Source organism: Selenomonas sp. oral taxon 126, from assembly GCF_001683335.1.
GTDB lineage: Bacteria > Bacillota > Negativicutes > Selenomonadales > Selenomonadaceae > Centipeda.
Genome location: NZ_CP016201.1, coordinates 209,066 through 226,973, shown reverse-complemented (window position 1 = coordinate 226,973; position 17,908 = coordinate 209,066). Strand labels below are relative to the sequence as shown.

The 17,908-nt window shown below is 40.5% G+C and carries 17 protein-coding genes; 15 read left to right on the top strand and 2 right to left on the bottom strand.

The genetic code is table 11. The features are described from left to right. Positions 1-2 precede the first annotated feature (2 nt). The gene (locus AXF19_RS00920; protein ID WP_066843808.1) at positions 3-329 is read right to left on the bottom strand and encodes a type II toxin-antitoxin system RelE family toxin; all 327 of its coding nucleotides are present in this window, start codon (positions 327-329) and stop codon (positions 3-5) included. Further along, positions 326-646, bottom strand: coding sequence for a toxin-antitoxin system antitoxin subunit (locus tag AXF19_RS00915; RefSeq protein WP_066843805.1), 321 nt, complete (start codon positions 644-646; stop codon positions 326-328). The genes AXF19_RS00920 and AXF19_RS00915 overlap by 4 nt, the downstream gene beginning before the upstream one ends. Positions 647-790: 144 nt before the next feature. Between AXF19_RS00915 and AXF19_RS00910 the strand changes: the two genes are divergently transcribed. The 15 genes from AXF19_RS00910 to AXF19_RS14490 form a co-directional block, all read left to right on the top strand. Then, positions 791-1,732 carry an AEC family transporter gene (locus AXF19_RS00910; RefSeq protein WP_066843803.1) on the top strand — a complete coding sequence of 314 codons (942 nt, stop codon included), beginning with the start codon at positions 791-793 and terminating at the stop codon, positions 1,730-1,732. 79 nt (positions 1,733-1,811) lie between these two features. After that, positions 1,812-2,594, top strand: coding sequence for a polysaccharide biosynthesis/export family protein (locus tag AXF19_RS00905; RefSeq protein ID WP_066843800.1), 783 nt, complete (start codon positions 1,812-1,814; stop codon positions 2,592-2,594). A 16-nt stretch (positions 2,595-2,610) separates the two neighbouring features. Continuing rightward, a complete protein-coding gene (locus tag AXF19_RS00900) occupies positions 2,611-3,957 on the top strand; it encodes a GumC family protein (protein ID WP_066843795.1) in 1,347 nt (448 codons plus the stop codon). 25 nt (positions 3,958-3,982) lie between these two features. Then, positions 3,983-5,422, top strand: a complete 1,440-nt coding sequence (gene wbaP, locus AXF19_RS00895) for an undecaprenyl-phosphate galactose phosphotransferase WbaP (RefSeq protein ID WP_066843793.1) — start codon at positions 3,983-3,985, stop codon at positions 5,420-5,422. Between the two features lie 56 nt (positions 5,423-5,478). After that, positions 5,479-6,483 carry a polysaccharide deacetylase family protein gene (locus tag AXF19_RS00890; protein WP_066843791.1) on the top strand — a complete coding sequence of 335 codons (1,005 nt, stop codon included), beginning with the start codon at positions 5,479-5,481 and terminating at the stop codon, positions 6,481-6,483. 12 nt (positions 6,484-6,495) lie between these two features. Further along, positions 6,496-7,581 carry a glycosyltransferase gene (locus tag AXF19_RS00885; protein ID WP_066843788.1) on the top strand — a complete coding sequence of 362 codons (1,086 nt, stop codon included), beginning with the start codon at positions 6,496-6,498 and terminating at the stop codon, positions 7,579-7,581. After that, positions 7,571-8,674, top strand: coding sequence for a glycosyltransferase family 4 protein (locus AXF19_RS00880; protein ID WP_066843786.1), 1,104 nt, complete (start codon positions 7,571-7,573; stop codon positions 8,672-8,674). Before AXF19_RS00885 ends, AXF19_RS00880 begins: the two co-directional genes overlap by 11 nt. A gap of 72 nt (positions 8,675-8,746) precedes the next feature. Continuing rightward, positions 8,747-10,138 carry an O-antigen ligase family protein gene (locus AXF19_RS00875; protein ID WP_216634952.1) on the top strand — a complete coding sequence of 464 codons (1,392 nt, stop codon included), beginning with the start codon at positions 8,747-8,749 and terminating at the stop codon, positions 10,136-10,138. Further along, positions 10,098-10,970 carry a glycosyltransferase family 2 protein gene (locus tag AXF19_RS00870; RefSeq protein ID WP_066843781.1) on the top strand — a complete coding sequence of 291 codons (873 nt, stop codon included), beginning with the start codon at positions 10,098-10,100 and terminating at the stop codon, positions 10,968-10,970. The genes AXF19_RS00875 and AXF19_RS00870 overlap by 41 nt, the downstream gene beginning before the upstream one ends. Beyond that, positions 10,964-11,659 (top strand): acyltransferase, encoded by a 696-nt coding sequence (locus AXF19_RS14655; RefSeq protein WP_216634951.1) that lies wholly within the window; start codon positions 10,964-10,966, stop codon positions 11,657-11,659. Before AXF19_RS00870 ends, AXF19_RS14655 begins: the two co-directional genes overlap by 7 nt. A 15-nt stretch (positions 11,660-11,674) precedes the next feature. Beyond that, positions 11,675-13,615 (top strand): HAD family hydrolase, encoded by a 1,941-nt coding sequence (locus AXF19_RS00865; protein WP_066843778.1) that lies wholly within the window; start codon positions 11,675-11,677, stop codon positions 13,613-13,615. 35 nt (positions 13,616-13,650) lie between these two features. After that, positions 13,651-14,718 (top strand): polysaccharide pyruvyl transferase family protein, encoded by a 1,068-nt coding sequence (locus tag AXF19_RS00860; RefSeq protein ID WP_216634950.1) that lies wholly within the window; start codon positions 13,651-13,653, stop codon positions 14,716-14,718. A 12-nt stretch (positions 14,719-14,730) separates the two neighbouring features. Further along, on the top strand, positions 14,731-15,906 hold the full coding sequence (locus AXF19_RS13265; protein ID WP_172837342.1) for a Coenzyme F420 hydrogenase/dehydrogenase, beta subunit C-terminal domain: 1,176 nt from the start codon (positions 14,731-14,733) through the stop codon (positions 15,904-15,906). Between the two features lie 36 nt (positions 15,907-15,942). Then, a complete protein-coding gene (locus AXF19_RS00855; protein WP_084784719.1) occupies positions 15,943-17,379 on the top strand; it encodes a lipopolysaccharide biosynthesis protein in 1,437 nt (478 codons plus the stop codon). Between the two features lie 193 nt (positions 17,380-17,572). Further along, positions 17,573-17,908, top strand: a 336-nt coding sequence (locus tag AXF19_RS14490) for an acyltransferase family protein (RefSeq protein WP_216634949.1), incomplete at its 3' end; no start/stop codon positions are given.

Sequence of the window (17,908 nt, the reverse complement as noted above, 5' to 3'; positions counted from 1 at the left end):
GCTTATTTTAGCTGTTCGATGCGTTCCTGCGCCTCTTTGTAAACGCGTCCATCGGCTCGAATTCCAATGATGACGATCCGCATTTGTTCATGTGCGCGCAATAGCTGATATACAATGCGTAGACCATGACTTTTCAATTTGATCTTGAGCAATCCGGCCAGTGCTATCCCTGTATGATTTCCTAGTGGTTTGCCATATCCGCCTTCCGTTGTTGGCAAGGGATTCTGCGAGACCCGTGCGATTGCCTTGGAGACTATTTTCTGTTGACTGCCGTCCAATCGGCAGAAGTCCTGCCCGGCTTCCTTGAGAAAACGAACATCCCAACTCATTCGAACTCGACCTCTTCCATTTCGTCAAGCTCACTCATAGAAACTCCTGCCTTTTTGCACACCTCTTCGAAGGGAATCGTCTCTTCGCTGTCTAAACTCTGCAAGCGTTTTTCGGCGATTGAGAGCAGTTCGGCGTCATACTGAGCCTCCAACAAGGCTTCGTATTGCGCAGGGGAAAGCAGTACACATTCAGGTTCGTTGTTTTTCATCACAACGGTCATGCCTAATTTCTTCACGTTCGAGAAAATTTGTCCCGCCTTTCCTCGGTTAAATGCAGTAATTGACACGGTGTTGTTGAGCGGCATTGCCTGTACCATATGTCATCTCTCCTTTCCTGTATATCTTACTATGATAATGAGAAAAATACAACGAATTTGTCGACATAGTTGGCGGCTTTTTCTCCGTTGCCTCTCCTCTGCTTTCCTGTTATAATACAGGAGAATGGGTGGGGAGGCTTTTTTGTGCTTAGCAACTTTTTTGTCGCACTCGGCGGCGTCGTGCCCCTGTTCTGTCTGATGGCGGTCGGCGTATTCGTCAAACGCTCGCGCCTGCTCTCGGAAGAAGAACTGCTGCACATGAACCGCATGGTGTTCCGCGTGTTCTTCTTCTTTATGATGTTCTACAACATCTACATCTCCGATCCGGGGACGGCATTCCAACCCACGCTCATGCTCTTTGGTGCGGCGGGTGTGCTGCTCACGGCACTCGTATTTACTGGTATTGTCTGCCGCATTGAGCCGGACAATGCGCGGCGCGGTCCGATGATCCAGGCGGCCTTTCGCGGCAATTACGTCCTCATGGGCATTCCGCTTGTCAGCAACATCTTTGGTGATGCGGCGATTGCGATTCCAACCATGATGATTGCAGTCATCGTTCCCATCTACAATATACTCGGTGTGCTCGTACTTGAGACCTTTCGCGGCGGACGATTTGACCTCCTGCCGATCCTGCGCAGCGTTCTCATGAATCCCATGATCTTGGGAGCGATTACGGGGGCTCTGTGCCGCCTCGTAGAGCTGCCGATCCCTGCGCCTGTGCTGAAGCCCGTCGCGCAGATCGCGGCGGCGACCACGCCCGTTGCACTCATCATTCTCGGTGCATCCTTTCACGGTGGAAGCTATCACGCACATCTGCGTCAGCTCATCTTCTCGGTCGCCTCGCGGCTCATCATTGTGCCTGCCATCGTGCTTTCGCTTGCGATCATCCTTGGCTTTCGCGGTGTCGAGCTCGTGACGCTCATTGCCGTGTTTGCCACACCCTGCGCCGTCGCCAGCTTCGCCATGGCACAGCAGATGCAGGCGGATGCCGAACTCGCGGGTAACTGTGTCGTTTACAGCAGTGCACTCTCCTGCTTTACCATCTTTGGATGGGTATTCCTCTTGAAGACCTTGGAATTCTTCTGAGGCAGGAGTTGCCTTGACATTCCCTATGGATTTTGTATAATTGGGACTAAGTTATAATTTGTAAAGGAGTCCGTCTGAAATGATATGGAAGAAAAGTCTTGCGGCTATTGGTGCGGTTACATTTGCCGGCTACGTCGGAATTATGGCGCCGTCTGCGTATGCGGCGGTGGACTCCTCTGAAAAAATGGATGTGTCGAGCGATATGCCTTATCGGGTCGTCGAGGGCGGCGACTTTCAGACGGCAACTCTGAAGGGGGATCGTCTCCTCGATACCTATCGTTTGACGAAATATGATGTGCTTGACATCCAGATTGTGGGATTTTCTACGTTTGAGTCGAACGATTCTGCAAAGATCAATGGGCTGAATGATGTTGTGATCGGCCCCGATGGCTATGTGCAGCTCCCCTATGCCGGTTCAGTCAAACTTGCCGGACTCACACTGGATGAGGCCAAAGAAGTTGTTTCCGAGAGACTGCGTCGCTATCTGCGCTTTCCGGATTTGTCAATCCTCGTCAAGGCCTATGGTGAACGTAAGATTTACGTCATGGGGGAGGTTCAGGAACCAGGAATCCATGAGCTGAAGGTAGACACATTGAACGCCTATGCAGCAATCTCTTCGGCGGGTGGCATTACAAAGCGCGGACGCAGTACAAAGGTGCAGGTGCTCCGTGTCGCTGGCGATACCATGTACTATAAACAGATCAATATCAAGGACTATATCAAGAAACATGATCTCACACAGAATGTTGCCCTGCAGGATGGCGACATTGTATACGTACCGCGCTCTAATGGGATCAAATTTAATGAGGATATCCTGCCGTATATCAATGTATGGGCGACGTATAAGGCGTTGACAGACTGAGGGAGAGGAATAGATCATGGAACACAATGAAGACACGATTGACCTCTCTCGCCTGTTTCGCGTAATGGGCGACCATAAGGCGGTTATCTTTGGGATTGTGGGAGCCTGTACCCTTGTTGCTCTTGTGATTTCGCTTATTCTGCCGAAACAGTATGAGTCCACAACCCTCGTTCAGACCAGAACAGCTACAAAAGTTGATGTTTCAGGCGCAGCTGCCGCAATGGCGGCACTTGGCATTGGCGGAGGGAGTGTTCCCTCGCCAACGATGAACTACATGGAGTTGATGAAGTCCCGTACTGTTCTGGAACCAATTATTGACAGCTTGGACTTTGATTCAGATGAACGTCCGGATACAAAAAAATTTGCTAAGAAATATCTGGATATAAAAAACACAAAAGGGACAAATCTCATTGAGGTCACTGCACTTGGTGATACACCTGAGGAAGCACAGCGTATCTCACAAGCTGTGGTAGATAACTTCCTCCTCATGCAGACGGACATGAATCAACAAACGCAGTCTTTGCTGATGCAGTTCCTCGATGACCGTATCAGTGGGACGAAGAAGGAAGCTGAGGAGGCGGAGGCGAAGCTTGCGGCGTTCAGTCGTGAGCACAAAGTCTATAGTCCAGACGATCAGGCAAAGGCTGCGATTGAACAGATGGCAGCCTTTGATAAGGCAATCAGTGAAGTCGTGGTGGAAGCAAAATCAGCGCAGGCATCCCTCGATGCGGCAAACGAAAAGCTTGGCGAGCAGAAATCCGCGAGCAGGGCGTATAGTATCTCTGACAATACAACCGTGCAAAAGATTCGCGACCAGATCGTTGCCAAGCGTGTCGAGCTTGTCGGACTTGAGCAGAAGTATACGGAACTTCATCCGAGTGTTCAGCAGGCGCGTAAGGAGCTCGAACAGCTGCAGAGCAGCCTTGATGCAGAGGTGCTCGCGACAGTTGAGTCCAATGCGACGACATTGAATCCAACACAGTCCCAGCTCCTCAGCAAGGGTGCACTCGCTGCAGTCAATCTTGCCGTTGCCACAGCGAGTGAGAGTGCTCTGAAAGAACAGCAGGCGAAGAAGGAAGAAGAGCTTGGCACATTCCCTGATGATGTGATGGAGTATATGCGCCTTAGCCGCGATTCGAAAGTTAAAAATGAAGTATACTTGAATCTCGTCAAACAGTATGAGCAAAACAAGATTCAAGCAGCGATGGAGAGTATGGATATTCAGATCATTGATCCAGCGAATCTGCCGGATGTTGAAAAACCCGTCGCACCGCGTAAGATGCTGATTACGGCGATCGGCTTTGCCATCGGTGTCATTCTCGCCATGGGCTACAGTCTGCTTGTCTATCGACGTGAAGCATAATACAGAAAAGGAGGGGAGCATATTCATGCAAACGAGAACGCGGATTCCCGCGCGCATTCGCAGAATATGCATACCCCTCCTTTTTATCTTTTTTGACTATTTTGCCATTCTTCTCGCGGAGAAGATGGCATTTGGTCTGCATGATCTCTATGGGATTTTTATGGGAACATCCTATCATGTTCCCGATGCCTATCTTTTCTTTTGGATACCGCTTGTCTTTATCGCGTTCCTTGCCATTACGCAGACCTATACAAGAATGCAGCCAATCCTCGAGACCGTGCGGCAGATTTTCTATGCAGTACTATATGCCCTCATTACCTGTATCCTCGCACTTTATTTTATGCAGGCAAGTATGCTCGCATCACGGCTCTATGTCATTCTGTTCGGCGTTCTAGCACTCTTTAACATCTATGTCGTGCGCTATGTCATTTTGAAAATCCTGAAGTCGACCAATACCCTGATGAAGCCCGTTATTTTAATCGGCGCGGGAAAGACAGCGGAGCTCGTCCTTCGCTCCTTTGACCAGGACCTTGGCTATCGCTACAAAGTCGTCGGAATATTGGATGATGATCCCTTGTCAGAGAGCTTGCCGCAGCGCTTTCTTCTCATGGGCACATTGGAGAATGCCCCTAGGATCATACGTGATTCTGCTGTTCATACTGTGATTGTCACAGTGCCAGGTATGGAGAAGGAAAAGCTGCAAACACTCTTGGAGGATATACAGCCCTATGTAAGAGATATTGTTTTTGTGCCGGATTTGATCGGCGTTCCCCTTTATAATGTTGAGGCTCAGACGCTGTTCAATGAGCAGATCATGATGTTGTCTCTCCGAAACAATCTGGCGCGCCGCAGGAATCGAGTGTTCAAGAGACTCTTCGATATTATCGTTGGAGGCTTGCTATGTGTTCCTATTCTTCCAGTTCTATTCGTCATTGCTGTTTGGATTAAACTTGACTCCCAGGGAAATGCTTTCTTCAACGCCGAGCGGATCGGGAAACGGGGAAAAATATTTACCTGCTATAAATTTCGCTCCATGTATTTGAACTCCGGTGAGATTTTGGAGGAGTATCTTGTTGCGAATCCTGCGGCACGAGAGGAGTGGAATACTTTTGCGAAACTGCGTGATTACGACCCGCGTGTGACGAAGGTTGGCAGATGGATTCGCAAATATAGCCTGGACGAACTTCCACAGATACTCAATGTCATCAAAGGGGATATGAGCCTCGTCGGACCTCGTCCCTATCTTCCGCGTGAAAAAAAGGATATTGGAGAATACCTTTCCACAATCACCCTTACCGTGCCCGGCATTACGGGTTTTTGGCAGACTAGCGGTCGCAATGATGTCAGCTTTGCAGGACGCGTCGCGATGGATACATGGTATGTGCGAAATTGGTCGATTTGGCTAGATTTGATGTATTTGTTTAAGACCATAAAAATTGTATTTACAGGAAAAGGAGCGTATTGACGTGTATAAATAGTCCTAGGTATAAGGAAAACTTAACATAAAAGAGGAGGGGCGTGGTGTTTAAACAGCAATTGAAGGGCAAATTTCCTCAATTATTACCGATATATCATCGTTGGAGGCATCCACTGAGAAAGGCAAAAAATTATTGGGATAGACCAGACGGGATAGTACTGATGTATCATCGTGTGAATCACGATCAGTTTGATCCTTACGGAACTATTGTTAGTCCCGAGAACTTTGAAGCGCAGGTGGCTTTTTTAGTAAATAGATATCGCGTTCTCTCTTTTGGCGCTCCTTGGAAAAGCGAGGATAAGCCGTTTGTTTGTATTACGTTTGACGATGGATATGTTGATAACTATCGGTATGCTTTTCCAATTTTAGAAAAATACGAGTGCCCTGCTACTTTTTTTGTGGCAACGGAGGAAATTGGAAAAGAAAAGGAATTATGGGATAATGATTTTATAAGGATGCTTATTTATCGAACATCAGCACAGCAGAAGCTATATCTGTCGATTCACGGGAGGGAATATGAGTTACCTCTACAACGGAAAAATGATGTGGCACATGCCATATACACCATTCATGACCTGTTGATAGGTCTATCAGTGAAGGACCGTTCTTCTATCATGTTGACCATGCAAGAACAACTGTCACCTTGTCTGGAGTGCAGAGATGATTATAGAATTTTAAACGAAAAAGAGATTCTTTCTCTTGATAGTTCTTTATACGTAGAGATTGGTTCGCATGGAGAGACTCATTCAAGAATGTCTGCACTAACTCTTCAAGATCAAGAAAGGGAACTTTTCGATTCAAAAAAAAGATTAGAAGGTATTATAGGTCATTCTGTCGATTTATTTACATATCCTTTTGGAAAAAATACTGATTTTTCTATAGAAACTGTTCAGCTCTTGAAGAATATTGGGTATGCTAAGGCTGCCACGACCAATACAGGACAAATACATGTCGGAAACGTGGATAATCTTCAGATTCCACGTTGGAATGTTGGGAATTGGAATAGAGCGGTTTTTCAAAGTTGGATGGAAATATTTTTTTCTTCTTAAGAGAGTTTTGCTATGTTAAAAATTTTGCACGTCGGAGAATATATGCAAGGGGGAGTGGCTACTTATGTAAATACGATCCTGAGTAATTCCTCGAATAATATTGAGCACTACTTGTTACTTGCTCATGGGAAATCGGAGAAAAACTGGAATATCCCACATGAAAGAATTTTCTTCTATTCTTATGAACGAAACCTATATAATATTTGGAGTGCAATCAAATATATTAGAGAGTTTATTATTAATCTGAATCCAGATATAGTTTTTGTTCATAGTACATGGGCGGGGGTTTTTGTCCGGTTACCATATTTGTTGAGTAAACGTAATGTAAAGATTATTTATAATGCACATGGATGGGCTTTTTTGAGAGATACGGCAAAACCTTATAAAATAGTTTATGGATTGATAGAGCGTATTCTTCTTTCTGTTACTGATTGTGTTGTTAATGTATCTAACTATGAGCAGCAAGCTGCTTTGAAGTATGGACTAAAGCCCCATAAAATGGTTAGGATTTACAGTGGAGTTGATGATACTTGGTCTTCATATACAACACCATATAGTATGGAGAAGGGTAAAATCAATCTGTTGTTTGTGGGGCGTTTTGATCGTCCTAAAGGATTGGATTGGCTTTTAGAAATCATGTCCGATGTTCAACTTTCTTTTGTGCATCTTTATGTCATAGGTGCTCCTGTTGTTGATAGAAAGATGAATTCATATAAAAACACAGATCGAGTTACATATTTAGGTTGGATCCCTCATAAAGATTTAGGACGATATTATTCTGCCTGTGATGCAGTGATTATGCCATCGCTATGGGAGGCCTTTGGCCTTACTGCTGTAGAGGCAATGTGTAATAATAAGCCAGTTTTGGTTAGTGATCGCGGAGCACTTCCGGAGTTGGTACGAGATGGTGTGAATGGGTATATCTTTTCCTTGGAGAAGGAGAACCTAGTAAAACTGTTGCTATCTCTGGACAATGAGTCTCTAGCTGAAATGGGACGTGCGGCTCGTGATATCTATGAAACCGAGTTTTCGGCAGATGTCATGCGGTCTAATTTGAATAACCTTTATGTATGTGTGGCGAATCAATATGAAAATTAACTTTTTGATAGGCAGCCTTGTGTTGCGCGAAAAAAAAACAGGAGTGCACCTGTACTATGAAAATATTATACAGAAATATATTTCAAATCATGTATATAATTTTAGTGTATCTGTATATGAATCATATGCCAGCTTGAGAAAACGATATGCGAAGAAAATTCCCTATGAGCCTTATTTGAATACGAGTTTTCGTTTTGCAAGGTTTTTGACATACTTTTTCCCAATTGAATTTTTTTTTGGACGTTCCGAGATCTATATTTGTGATGGATTATCCCCTAAGACTTTATTTAAAAGCAAAAGGGTTTTTGTGATACATGATCTAATGGTGTATCTTTATCCACAAAATTATACATTTCTCATGAAAATGTATTTGAGAAGTTTTTTTGAACGTGCTGCTAAGGAAGCGGATCTTGTTATCACTGTGTCGGAAACGACAAAAAGAGATGTTGTTAGAATCTTAGGCGTGCCAGAGAGTCGTGTTTCTGTTGTTTATAATGGTGTGGAATCCTATGAGGGGGGGGGGGATATTCGGAGTGAAATATATCATGCTATAAAAAAAAGATATTTTTTCTATATAGGTGATTTTCGAGATAATAAGAATGTCATATCTGCTATACAAGCATTTGAAAGATATATATTACAAGATAAAGATATATATTTTTTTTTGGCAGGCAATCCGAAAGGAAAAAATTATGAGTATATAAAAAAATACATTAAACATCGTGGTCTTAGTTCTAAAATAACCTTTTTGGGATATATCAGCAATGATGAAAAAGTTGTTCTATATCAACACGCACATGCTTTTGTTTTTGTGTCACTATATGAAGGGTTTGGTGTTCCTATCATAGAGGCGATGCTTTATGGGACACCCGTGATTACAAGCAACTGTTCCTCTATGGCTGAAATTGCAACAGATGGCTCGGCACTTTTAGTTGACCCTACAAACATTGAGGAAATTTGCGATGCTATGTCTACAATTGCTGATCCGTTGCTTCAACAACGACTTGTGAAACAAGGAAAATTCATTGCAGCGCGCTATACATGGGAAGCCGCATATCGTGATTTTTACAATGCTATTGATAAGATTTCATAAGGTGGTGCGCGAAAAATGCAAATCAGTATAAAAAAGTTACACCGAACAATAATATTCCTCAGTATTGTATTTATGCCAATCACAGCTTTGAACGTACCTGTGTTTTCTTCTATATTTCGTGGACTATCAGAAGAAGCGGCGTTTTACCCGCTTTTCTTTGGCATCTTTTTGTGGCTCGGAGAAAAGATAATAATCCGACAGCCAATCCATATACCTAAAAATGTGTGTTTTAAATTGTTTTTATCGTTTTTGGTGTGGGTATTGTTGAGTGGATTTCTAAATGCTTTTGATATATATTCGAATTCTTTTCGTGGAGTTTCAGGAGGAATGCGCTTCGTTACTCTTTTTATAGGATTTATCTTTTTTTCTGCCGTTTTACTCTATTTATTTGATAATTTGCAAAATGATAAAAAGTGGCTTTTAGAAAATTTTGAGCGTGCAATTTTTTTTTCCTTCACTCTGGCAGGTACGTATTCCGTTTTTGAAATATTGCGTTATGTGGGGGTTCCCATTTCTTACGAAGTTTTAGCTGTTTTTGACGGGTTTTTTCGATCTGCCCCCTCAGTTAATCCTTTTGAGATGAGGCTTCATTCCATTTGCATGGAGCCGTCTTTCTTTGGCTTTTTTGCCTCCATTATGTTTCCGTGGATTTTTGGTGGAATGTTTTTGAAGAGACATCGACTATGGTTTCTGTTTGGGTGTTTATATCTAATTGTACTCCTTGTTTTAACTTTTTCACGAAGCCTTCTCGTTATCATTCTTGTTGAATTTTTTTTCATGTTATATTTATATCGCTTTGAAATCCAGTTTCAAAAAAAGTTTTTTACTTATTTTTTGAGCGTTTTAATTATAGGGGTGCTCGTAGGGATAGAGGTGGTGGGTATTGCAGGATTTCGGGAACTGATCACATGGGCTGAAGGAGATGTCTTGCAGATTTTTTTCTCGTTATTTAAACTAGAGGATGAATCTGTAATAGCTCGTTATGGATCACAAATGGCAGCAATTAATATGTTTTTGGAGCATCCGTTTACTGGTGTTGGACTAGGGCAATATGCTTTTGGGGTGAACGAATTTATGCCGTCTTGGGCATATGAAAGCGAGGAGATTAGCAATACAGCCTTCGGTTTTGTTAACGGAGTATGGCCTATTTGCCATGGTTTATATGCGCGTCTCTTAGGAGAAACAGGAGCTCCGGGGCTGATGCTATGGATTTCTGTTTGGGGGGGGCTTTGCTATAAACTAATTCGAAGCTGTTCTATAGTTGATAGGGCAGAAGGTTTGAGGATTAAGAATTTTTTTGTATCGACACTGGGATTTCTTTTCTTTGGGGTAATGCATGATTCTTTTGGGATGATTGTTGTATGGATTCTCATGGGGACGGGTATGGTGCTGATAGAGTGGGATCAAGAGGAGGGGAATAAGGATGGCGATGCCTATCGTGTGGGTAATTCTGGTAAACTATAATGGTAGCGAGGATACGATCGAGTGTATTCATAGTCTGAAAGCGACCCAATTTGAGGGGATGAGAATTTTGATTGTGGATAATGCGTCTGAAGAGAATGATAAAGATAGGTTATGCTCTTGTCTTAATGATCGAATAGAGTGCTTATTTTTATCAGAAAACGTTGGCTTTGGCGTTGCAAATAATATGGCTGCTAAGTATGCCCTTGCAAGAGGAGCAGAGTATTTATTGATTTTGAATAATGATACGATTGTTTCTCCGAATTTACTCCCTGTATTACACAAATATGCGGATACCGATAGAGTCCTCGTTCCTTCTATTTTTTATTTTGACCGTCCATCTGAATATTGGTATGCCGGTGGGGAGGTTTCGCGCTGGAAAGGGACATCTGTCCATTGGACAAAGAAAAAAACAGGGATACAGGTAGGTTTTGCAACGGGATGTTGTATTTTTTTACATCGTAGTATTGTAGAACGATATGGTTTATTTGATGAAAATTATTTTATGTACTACGAGGATACAGATTTTTCAATTAAACTCCAACAGCATGGGATTCCTATTTATTATATATCAGAGGCTAAAATTTGGCATAAAGTGGGGCGAAGCAGTGGTAAAATCAGTGGGTTTCAAGAATATTATATTCAACGCAATCGTCTCTACATAATGAATAAATATCGTGATTATTTTTACTTGAGAATCTCTTTGATGTATTTTTTTCTTACGCGCCTTTTTATGATGTTCTCTCACATCATTAGAGGTCAATCTATAAAGTACATTTTAAAGGGAATTTTAGATTTTTGCAATAATAAACTGGGGGAACAAAAAATATGTTGATTTTCCTCTCTTTGCTTGTTTTCCTTCTTCTAAATTTAGTTATAGCTCTGATTGCCAGCAGAACCGCTAAGAGCCGTTATTTGAGTCGAAAAGAAAGTATAAACACTCTCACTGTTGTTGATCAAGCGAGGCAAAGTGTGGGCATTATGAGTGTGATAGCAGATTATGTGGAAAGTTTAATTCGCTATCAACTGAGATTATTGGGAAATGTACCTTCGCATCGTGTGCGAAATTTGATTCTAACCCATATTTATGGTATGAAGATAGGAAAAAGAGTGGTCATTTATGGCGGCTTCGAAATAAGGAGTCCGTGGAACATTTCGATAGATGAAGGGACTATTATCGGGGATGAGTCTAAATTAGATGGAAGAAATGAGATCGTGATTGGAAAAAATGTTAACTTTAGTACAGGAGTGTGGATTTGGACGGAGCAACATGACTTTCAAAGTCCTTCATTTGCCTGTAAAGGCGGAAAAGTAGAAATTGGTGATCATGCATGGATAAGTACGCGCTCAATCATCTTGCCGGGGAGGAAAATTGGTGAGGGTAGTGTTGTTGCTGCGGGAGCTGTTCTTACAAAAAATACAGAACCATATGGGGTTTATGGTGGCGTTCCCGCAAAAAAAATAGGAGAGCGTATTCGTCACTTAGAGTATAGTTTTAATGGAGAACATTATCATTTTTTTTGAAATGGTTGTGAAATAATGGATATGATACAGTTTTGTAAGGTACATCATATAGAATGGGCTTTTTTTGATTGCTTTGATACTTTACTTCACCGTACGATTTTAGAGGATGAGTTGCGTTATAAGTGGGCGCAAATTATATCAGAAGAATGTTCGTTAGGGTCTAGTGAAGTGTTGATAGATATTCGGCAAAATGTTCTTGAGGAATTCCATCAGAAAGAAAATTTTAACTATAATTATATAGATGTTATGGAGGCTGTTTATACGCGTTTATTGTATATGCAAAATTCATCATTTACTGTTGAGAAACAAAAGTTCCTCAGCATGACTATCATGCAAGAAATTGCCCTAGAGCGTGGAGGAACGGTAATTGATGACAGCAATGTAGAGCTTTTGCATAGATTAGCTGAGAGTGGGATTAAGATAGCTATAATATCTGATTTTTATATAGGAGAAGATGGGCTTCGTGAGATTTTATCGGGAAAAAATATTCTCCCATATATAGAACGAATATTTGTATCCTGTGATTATAAAAAACGAAAATCGGATGGCGATTTATATCGTGCTGTATTGGAAGAACTCAACATAGGTGGAGAAAAGTGTATTATGTTGGGCGACAACAAAAAATCTGATGTAAAAAAAGCACAAATCTATAAAATAAATGCTTTTTTTCGCCCATACTATCCTGAGCTTCGATCACCTGAGAGCGTATTGAATCAAATTTATAAAAATAATGTTGAGGATGCGACTCCTGGACTTCAGTATGCCTATAGTATTTACCTGTTTTTTTATCGTCTTTATGTTCGGCTGCGAGAAATAAACCAGACAAATGTTTTTTTCCTTGCACGTGAGGGCGAATTCTTAAAGGAAGCATTTGATGCTTTTTTACACATTAACAATGTCAAGGATATACGAACGTATTACTTGTATGTATCGAGAAAGTCAACATTGATGCCTTCTCTAAAATCTTTAGAAGAGGAAACATTTAAGAATGTCTTTCGGCATACGGGCACTTTGAGTTTGCAAGGATTTCTTGACGTCTTGGGTTTTTCAGAATTGGATAAGGAAAAAATTTATCAAAGCTTGAAAGTGGGCGATCCTAAAGATGTATATCGGAACTTTGCGCAAAGTGATGTCTTTTTTTTGCTATGTAGGAATCCTGTGTTTTTAGATATCTATGAAAACAATCGTCAAGCTATGAGGCAATCTTTTATTTCATATGTGCAGTCTTTTAATGTGGATTTATGCCATAACGAGTTTATCCTTGTGGATGTTGGCTGGAAAGGAACGATACAGGATAACATTTATCATATTTATAATGGAACGGTCAAAGTCCATGGATTTTATATAGGTTTGACTGGATTGGGGGATTTTTTACCGAATAACCTAAAAGAAGGTCTGTTGTTTTCGGTGGCACCGATAAAATCTAAGGATTATGGAATTTGGCTGAATCGAGAGTTCTATGAGCGTTTTATGCGAGCTTCCCATGGTATGACCATATGCTACAAGATTAGGGCCGGTGTTGGTGAACCTGTTCTAGAAGATGTTAACTCAGAAATTGATGCATATTATTATGCAAGACCGACACAGAGAAAATTAATCTCAGTTATTGAACAAATAACACAGACGTTCTTGCCGTATACTGGCGCAGAACGCTATATAGAAAAATTATTGCGTTCTTTGCATAAAAAGGCTGTTCTATGCACAAATTCCAAAGAGCTTATATTCGAGCGAAATCTATTTGCGTTAAATAAAGAAAGTTTTTTGAATGTGTGGGAAAAGACCAGTACTCTTGAAACATTAGTAATGATGATGAAGAGAGTCAAATATATCGCAAAAAATCTATTTAACATAGAATTTTACAATAAGAGTTTCATGGTATATAGCTTGCCTCCTTGTTTTGTAATGTTATGGGGACGGTGTATCTATATGAAACAGAAATTGAGAGGTGAACTTTAATGAAGCGCGTGGGGATAATTACAATCACGAGTGGAATGAATTATGGAAACAGCCTCCAGAATCTTGCTTTGATTATGTTTTTGCGAGATATGGGTGTCGAGGCAGAAACTATCTTGAATCGCCATCGGTGTTCACATATACCCTTACAGGGGTTGGCTAAACTAAAGTCCATGCTGACAATTTTATTGAACTATAAGGGGAATGGGGGCGGAGAGCGTCTGGATTTGATTCGTCAGAAGAAGTATTTGGAATTTGATCGGAAGTATATTCCTTTTTCGAAAACGATGATAGTGGGAGGAAGAGTTCCTGAAACATTAAAGAATGAATATGATTTCTTTATTACCGGAAGTGATATTGTTTGGAATCCGTTTTATTGCACACCAGTTATGTTTCTTCAGTTTGCAAAAAAGGTGCAGCGTATTTCTTATGCTGCGAGTTTTGGGATAAGTGCTCTTCCTGCAAAACATAGGGAACAATATGCTACATGGTTAAGTGACATGCAGGCGATTTCTGTACGAGAAAATGCGGGGAGTCATATTGTAGAAGAGTGTATTGGGACGACACCGCCAGTACACATTGATCCGACTTTATTGATACCTAGAGAACAGTGGGAAGAGCTTGCTCAAAAACCAGATTGGTATCATGGGCAAAGATATATGCTAACCTATTGTTTAGGTAATCCTCCAGATAAATACCAGAGGGATATTGTTCGAATATGTGAAGAACATGTTCTTGAAAACATTCGGATCTTAGACGAATCCTTCCCAGAAGGTTATACGGTTGATCCTTGTGAGTTCTTATATTTGGTTTTTCATGCAGAGTTGATCTATACGGATTCCTTTCATGGGGCTGTATTTTCAACAATATTTGAGAGGCCTTTTATTGTATTCGCTAGAGAAGAGACTCAAGAAAATTTTTGCAACATCACTTCGCGTATAGAGAACCTCCTTACGATGTTTTCGTTGGAGGATAGACTGCTATCCTCTACAAATAAAAAATGTTTGGAAACTCCGTTCTTACTCCATTTTGATAATAAAGATGAGATATTAAAAAAAGAGCGAGAGTGTGCAAAGTTGTACTTGGAAAAGGCACTTGGACTTTGAAGGAGTTTGTTTGTGTTAGTTGATAAGGACTCGTGCACGGGATGTTCTGCTTGTTTTTCGGTATGTCCTACTCGTGCTATTAAGATGTCACAGGACGAAGAAGGTTTTTGGCATCCAATCATTAATATGGACAAATGCATTTCATGTGGACGTTGTGAACGCGCTTGTCCCTTGCTGCACAATGTAGAAACTAGAGAGGTTCGTGAGGTTTATGCTTGTTACAGTATGGTGAACTCGATTAGATTAGATAGTTCCTCGGGCGGTATCTTTTCTGTCTTATCAGAACAGATCCTGCACCAGGGGGGGATCGTTTTTGGTGCTGCATTTGAGGAAGAGTACCGTGTAGTCCGTCATATAGGAGTTGAAGATGCGGAAGGAATTTCCAAATTGTGCGGGTCAAAATATGTTCAAAGTGACATGAGCAGTGTTTTTGCTGCAATACAGAAATATCTGTCTGAGAGGCGTTATGTCCTATTTGTTGGAACACCTTGTCAAGTGGCAGGATTGCGTAATGTTGTAAAAAAAAATATAGAGTATTTGTTAGCGGTAGAGTTTGTGTGCCATGGTGTTCCTTCGCCTGCGGTCTGGTCTTCTTTTTTGCAGGAAATTGCTTCCGACAATACAGCTATACAGGGACTGAAGTTTCGAGATAAAAGTCTCGGGTGGAGAAAATACACAATGAAGATTTTCTTTGAAGATGGTGAAATATATAGATCCAATGTAGAAGAAAATCTCTATTTACAAGGGTTTTTAAGTGGGCTGTATATGCGCCCTTCTTGCTACAAGTGTTCTTTTCGCAAGAAAAAACGTGTAGGGGATCTTATGTTGGGAGACTGTTGGGGGATCGAACGGATGTCCGAAGATCAATCCTTCTTAACGGATCAAGGCGTATCACTCCTTTCTATTCAGTCAGATCTAGGAGAACATTTTTGGAAGAAGATTAAATCGCGACTACATATTGAAAAGATCAGTTATATGCAAGCAATGAAATACAATCGTGCAATAATTAGTGATTCTTACCATCATCCTCGAAGAAGTATATTTTTTAAACAGTTCGCAAAAAAAACATATCCAACCAGTCAAATCATTGCAGATGAACTTGATTTAAATATAAAAGAAAGGCTTCACCGTCGATTATGGGCGATATGTGAGTTAGTGAAAAATTGGTGTATACGCAATAGTGTGTGAAGGTATTTGTTATAATAATTTGGGGTATATGATCTGATGGGAGAAAGTAAAGCTCTTACTGCTGGTATTGGCTACACAATTGGAAATTTGCTTATAAAAGGAATTGTTTTCTTTTCTTTACCCATATTCACAAGGATTCTTTCTCCGGAGGACTATGGAATAGTAAATACTTATACGGCCTACAATGCAATTTTCTGTATGGTTCTTGGGTTGTCTTTGCATACAAGTTTTCGAGCTGCAAAATTAAAGTTTGCAGGGGAAGGAGAATTGGATCGTTATACTTCTTCTTTATTGCCCATTTACCTTATAGGAATCGTAATCGGTATTTTCTTTCTCAAAAAAATATCCGTGGAGTTTGCGCTGTTCCAAGGACTCTCATCCGATTTATTAATTTATTTGTTGGTAATAGACGCTGCTTTTACGGGACTTTTACATCTATACAACGCTCGTATTTCCTTGGATTATCAGTATAAAAAATATCTGTGGATGTCTCTTTTTCTTACCTCTGCTAGTATGGTTTTGTCTGTGTTTTTTATTCTTTTTCCTTTTTCAGATCAACGGTATATGGGAAGAATATGGGGGGGATTTTTACCGTTATTGTGTCTTATCTGTTATATCGTGTATACTTTGATCAAAAAAGCTCCCGCAATTCCAAATTACAGGTTTTGGCGATTCGGCATTTTTTATAGTCTTCCGTTGATTCCGCACGGTTTAGCACTGGTTCTTATGGGGCAGTGTGATCGTATTATGATTCAACATTTTAATGGGGCGTATGATGTTGGAATATATAGCCTAGCGGCAAATGTAAGTATTATTTTGCTGGTTATTTCTCAATCACTCGACTCTTCGTGGGGAGTATGGTTTTTTGAGAAGATGAGTCATCAGAGGATAGAGGATATCTATCATAAAAGCTCAGAGTATATTGCCTTATTTACCGCTGTGGGTGTTCTTCTAATTGCTGCTGCTCCAGATATTATTCGAATTATGTCTAGTGGAGAGTATTGGGCTGCAAAAGATGTTGTGATTGTTTTGCTATGGGGAAATTATTTTTCTTTTTTATATTTAAGTATTGTTCATTATGAATATTTTTATAACAAAACATATTTAGTGTTGATTGGAACCGTTCTTTCTGCGACCTTGAATGTTGGTTTAAATTATTATACAATACCGCTATATGGATATATGGCCGCAGCTTATACTACATTAGTCAGCTATGTTCTAAATTTTCTTTTTCATTATGTAATTATATTTTTCTTATATAAGCATCGCCCGCTAAATGTGTATACTACATTTTTGTATATTTTCTATACTGCTATAGCAGGAAGTATATCGTTACTTTATCAAAACGAATATGTTTTGCGTTATGGAATTGTGATGATAATACTTTTGTTGGTATATAGGATGAATTATATATCAGTGAATACGAAATGGAAGAAAATTCTCATGAGGTATAAGAATAGAGGTGTTCAATAGACACCTTCTTTATGAAAATAATATTTAGAATAAATATCTATTTAACTAGAAAGGATAGAAACATTATGGCTATATTGGCAATGGATTACATGCAAAAAACAGCAGAGAGATTTCTTAAAAAGATTGCAGTCGATTTCAATCATCTTTATACTGAGTATGCGGTATTACCTGTCTAAAGAATGGATGGTTAGTAGTGTCAAATGCTGTAAGAAATAATTCACTGGATTTGTTGCGTATCATAGCTATGATGATGATTATTTCCATGCATTATGTCGGACATGGAGGGGGCGATACAGCTGTTTATGGAAGCGTTGCTAATTTGGAGGCATGGCTGATAAAAAGCTTCGTCTCAGTTGGTGTAAATTGCTATATTCTGATTACAGGGTATTTTTTGATAAATTCTTTACAGTTTTCATTTACAAAGATTGTCAGAATATGGGGGAGCTTGTTCATATATTCTATGGCAGGTTTTTTTCTTTTTTTTGCAATGGGTGATTTTGAATGGTCGTGGAAAGATTTTTTGAAAGCG

Bases quoted from the DNA above. Each gene is read 5' to 3' on its own strand.
- wbaP (WP_066843793.1), top strand. From the start codon at position 3,983: ATGCAAACGAGAACGCGGATTCCCGCGCGCATTCGCAGAATATGCATA.
- AXF19_RS00885 (WP_066843788.1), top strand. From the start codon at position 6,496: ATGTTAAAAATTTTGCACGTCGGAGAATATATGCAAGGGGGAGTGGCT.
- AXF19_RS00855 (WP_084784719.1), top strand. From the start codon at position 15,943: ATGGGAGAAAGTAAAGCTCTTACTGCTGGTATTGGCTACACAATTGGA.
- AXF19_RS00915 (WP_066843805.1), bottom strand. From the start codon at position 646: ATGGTACAGGCAATGCCGCTCAACAACACCGTGTCAATTACTGCATTT.
- AXF19_RS00920 (WP_066843808.1), bottom strand. From the start codon at position 329: ATGAGTTGGGATGTTCGTTTTCTCAAGGAAGCCGGGCAGGACTTCTGC.
- AXF19_RS00875 (WP_216634952.1), top strand. From the start codon at position 8,747: ATGCCAATCACAGCTTTGAACGTACCTGTGTTTTCTTCTATATTTCGT.
- AXF19_RS00880 (WP_066843786.1), top strand. From the start codon at position 7,571: ATGAAAATTAACTTTTTGATAGGCAGCCTTGTGTTGCGCGAAAAAAAA.
- AXF19_RS00865 (WP_066843778.1), top strand. From the start codon at position 11,675: ATGGATATGATACAGTTTTGTAAGGTACATCATATAGAATGGGCTTTT.
- AXF19_RS00870 (WP_066843781.1), top strand. From the start codon at position 10,098: ATGGCGATGCCTATCGTGTGGGTAATTCTGGTAAACTATAATGGTAGC.
- AXF19_RS00900 (WP_066843795.1), top strand. From the start codon at position 2,611: ATGGAACACAATGAAGACACGATTGACCTCTCTCGCCTGTTTCGCGTA.
- AXF19_RS14655 (WP_216634951.1), top strand. From the start codon at position 10,964: ATGTTGATTTTCCTCTCTTTGCTTGTTTTCCTTCTTCTAAATTTAGTT.
- AXF19_RS00905 (WP_066843800.1), top strand. From the start codon at position 1,812: ATGATATGGAAGAAAAGTCTTGCGGCTATTGGTGCGGTTACATTTGCC.
- AXF19_RS00860 (WP_216634950.1), top strand. From the start codon at position 13,651: ATGAATTATGGAAACAGCCTCCAGAATCTTGCTTTGATTATGTTTTTG.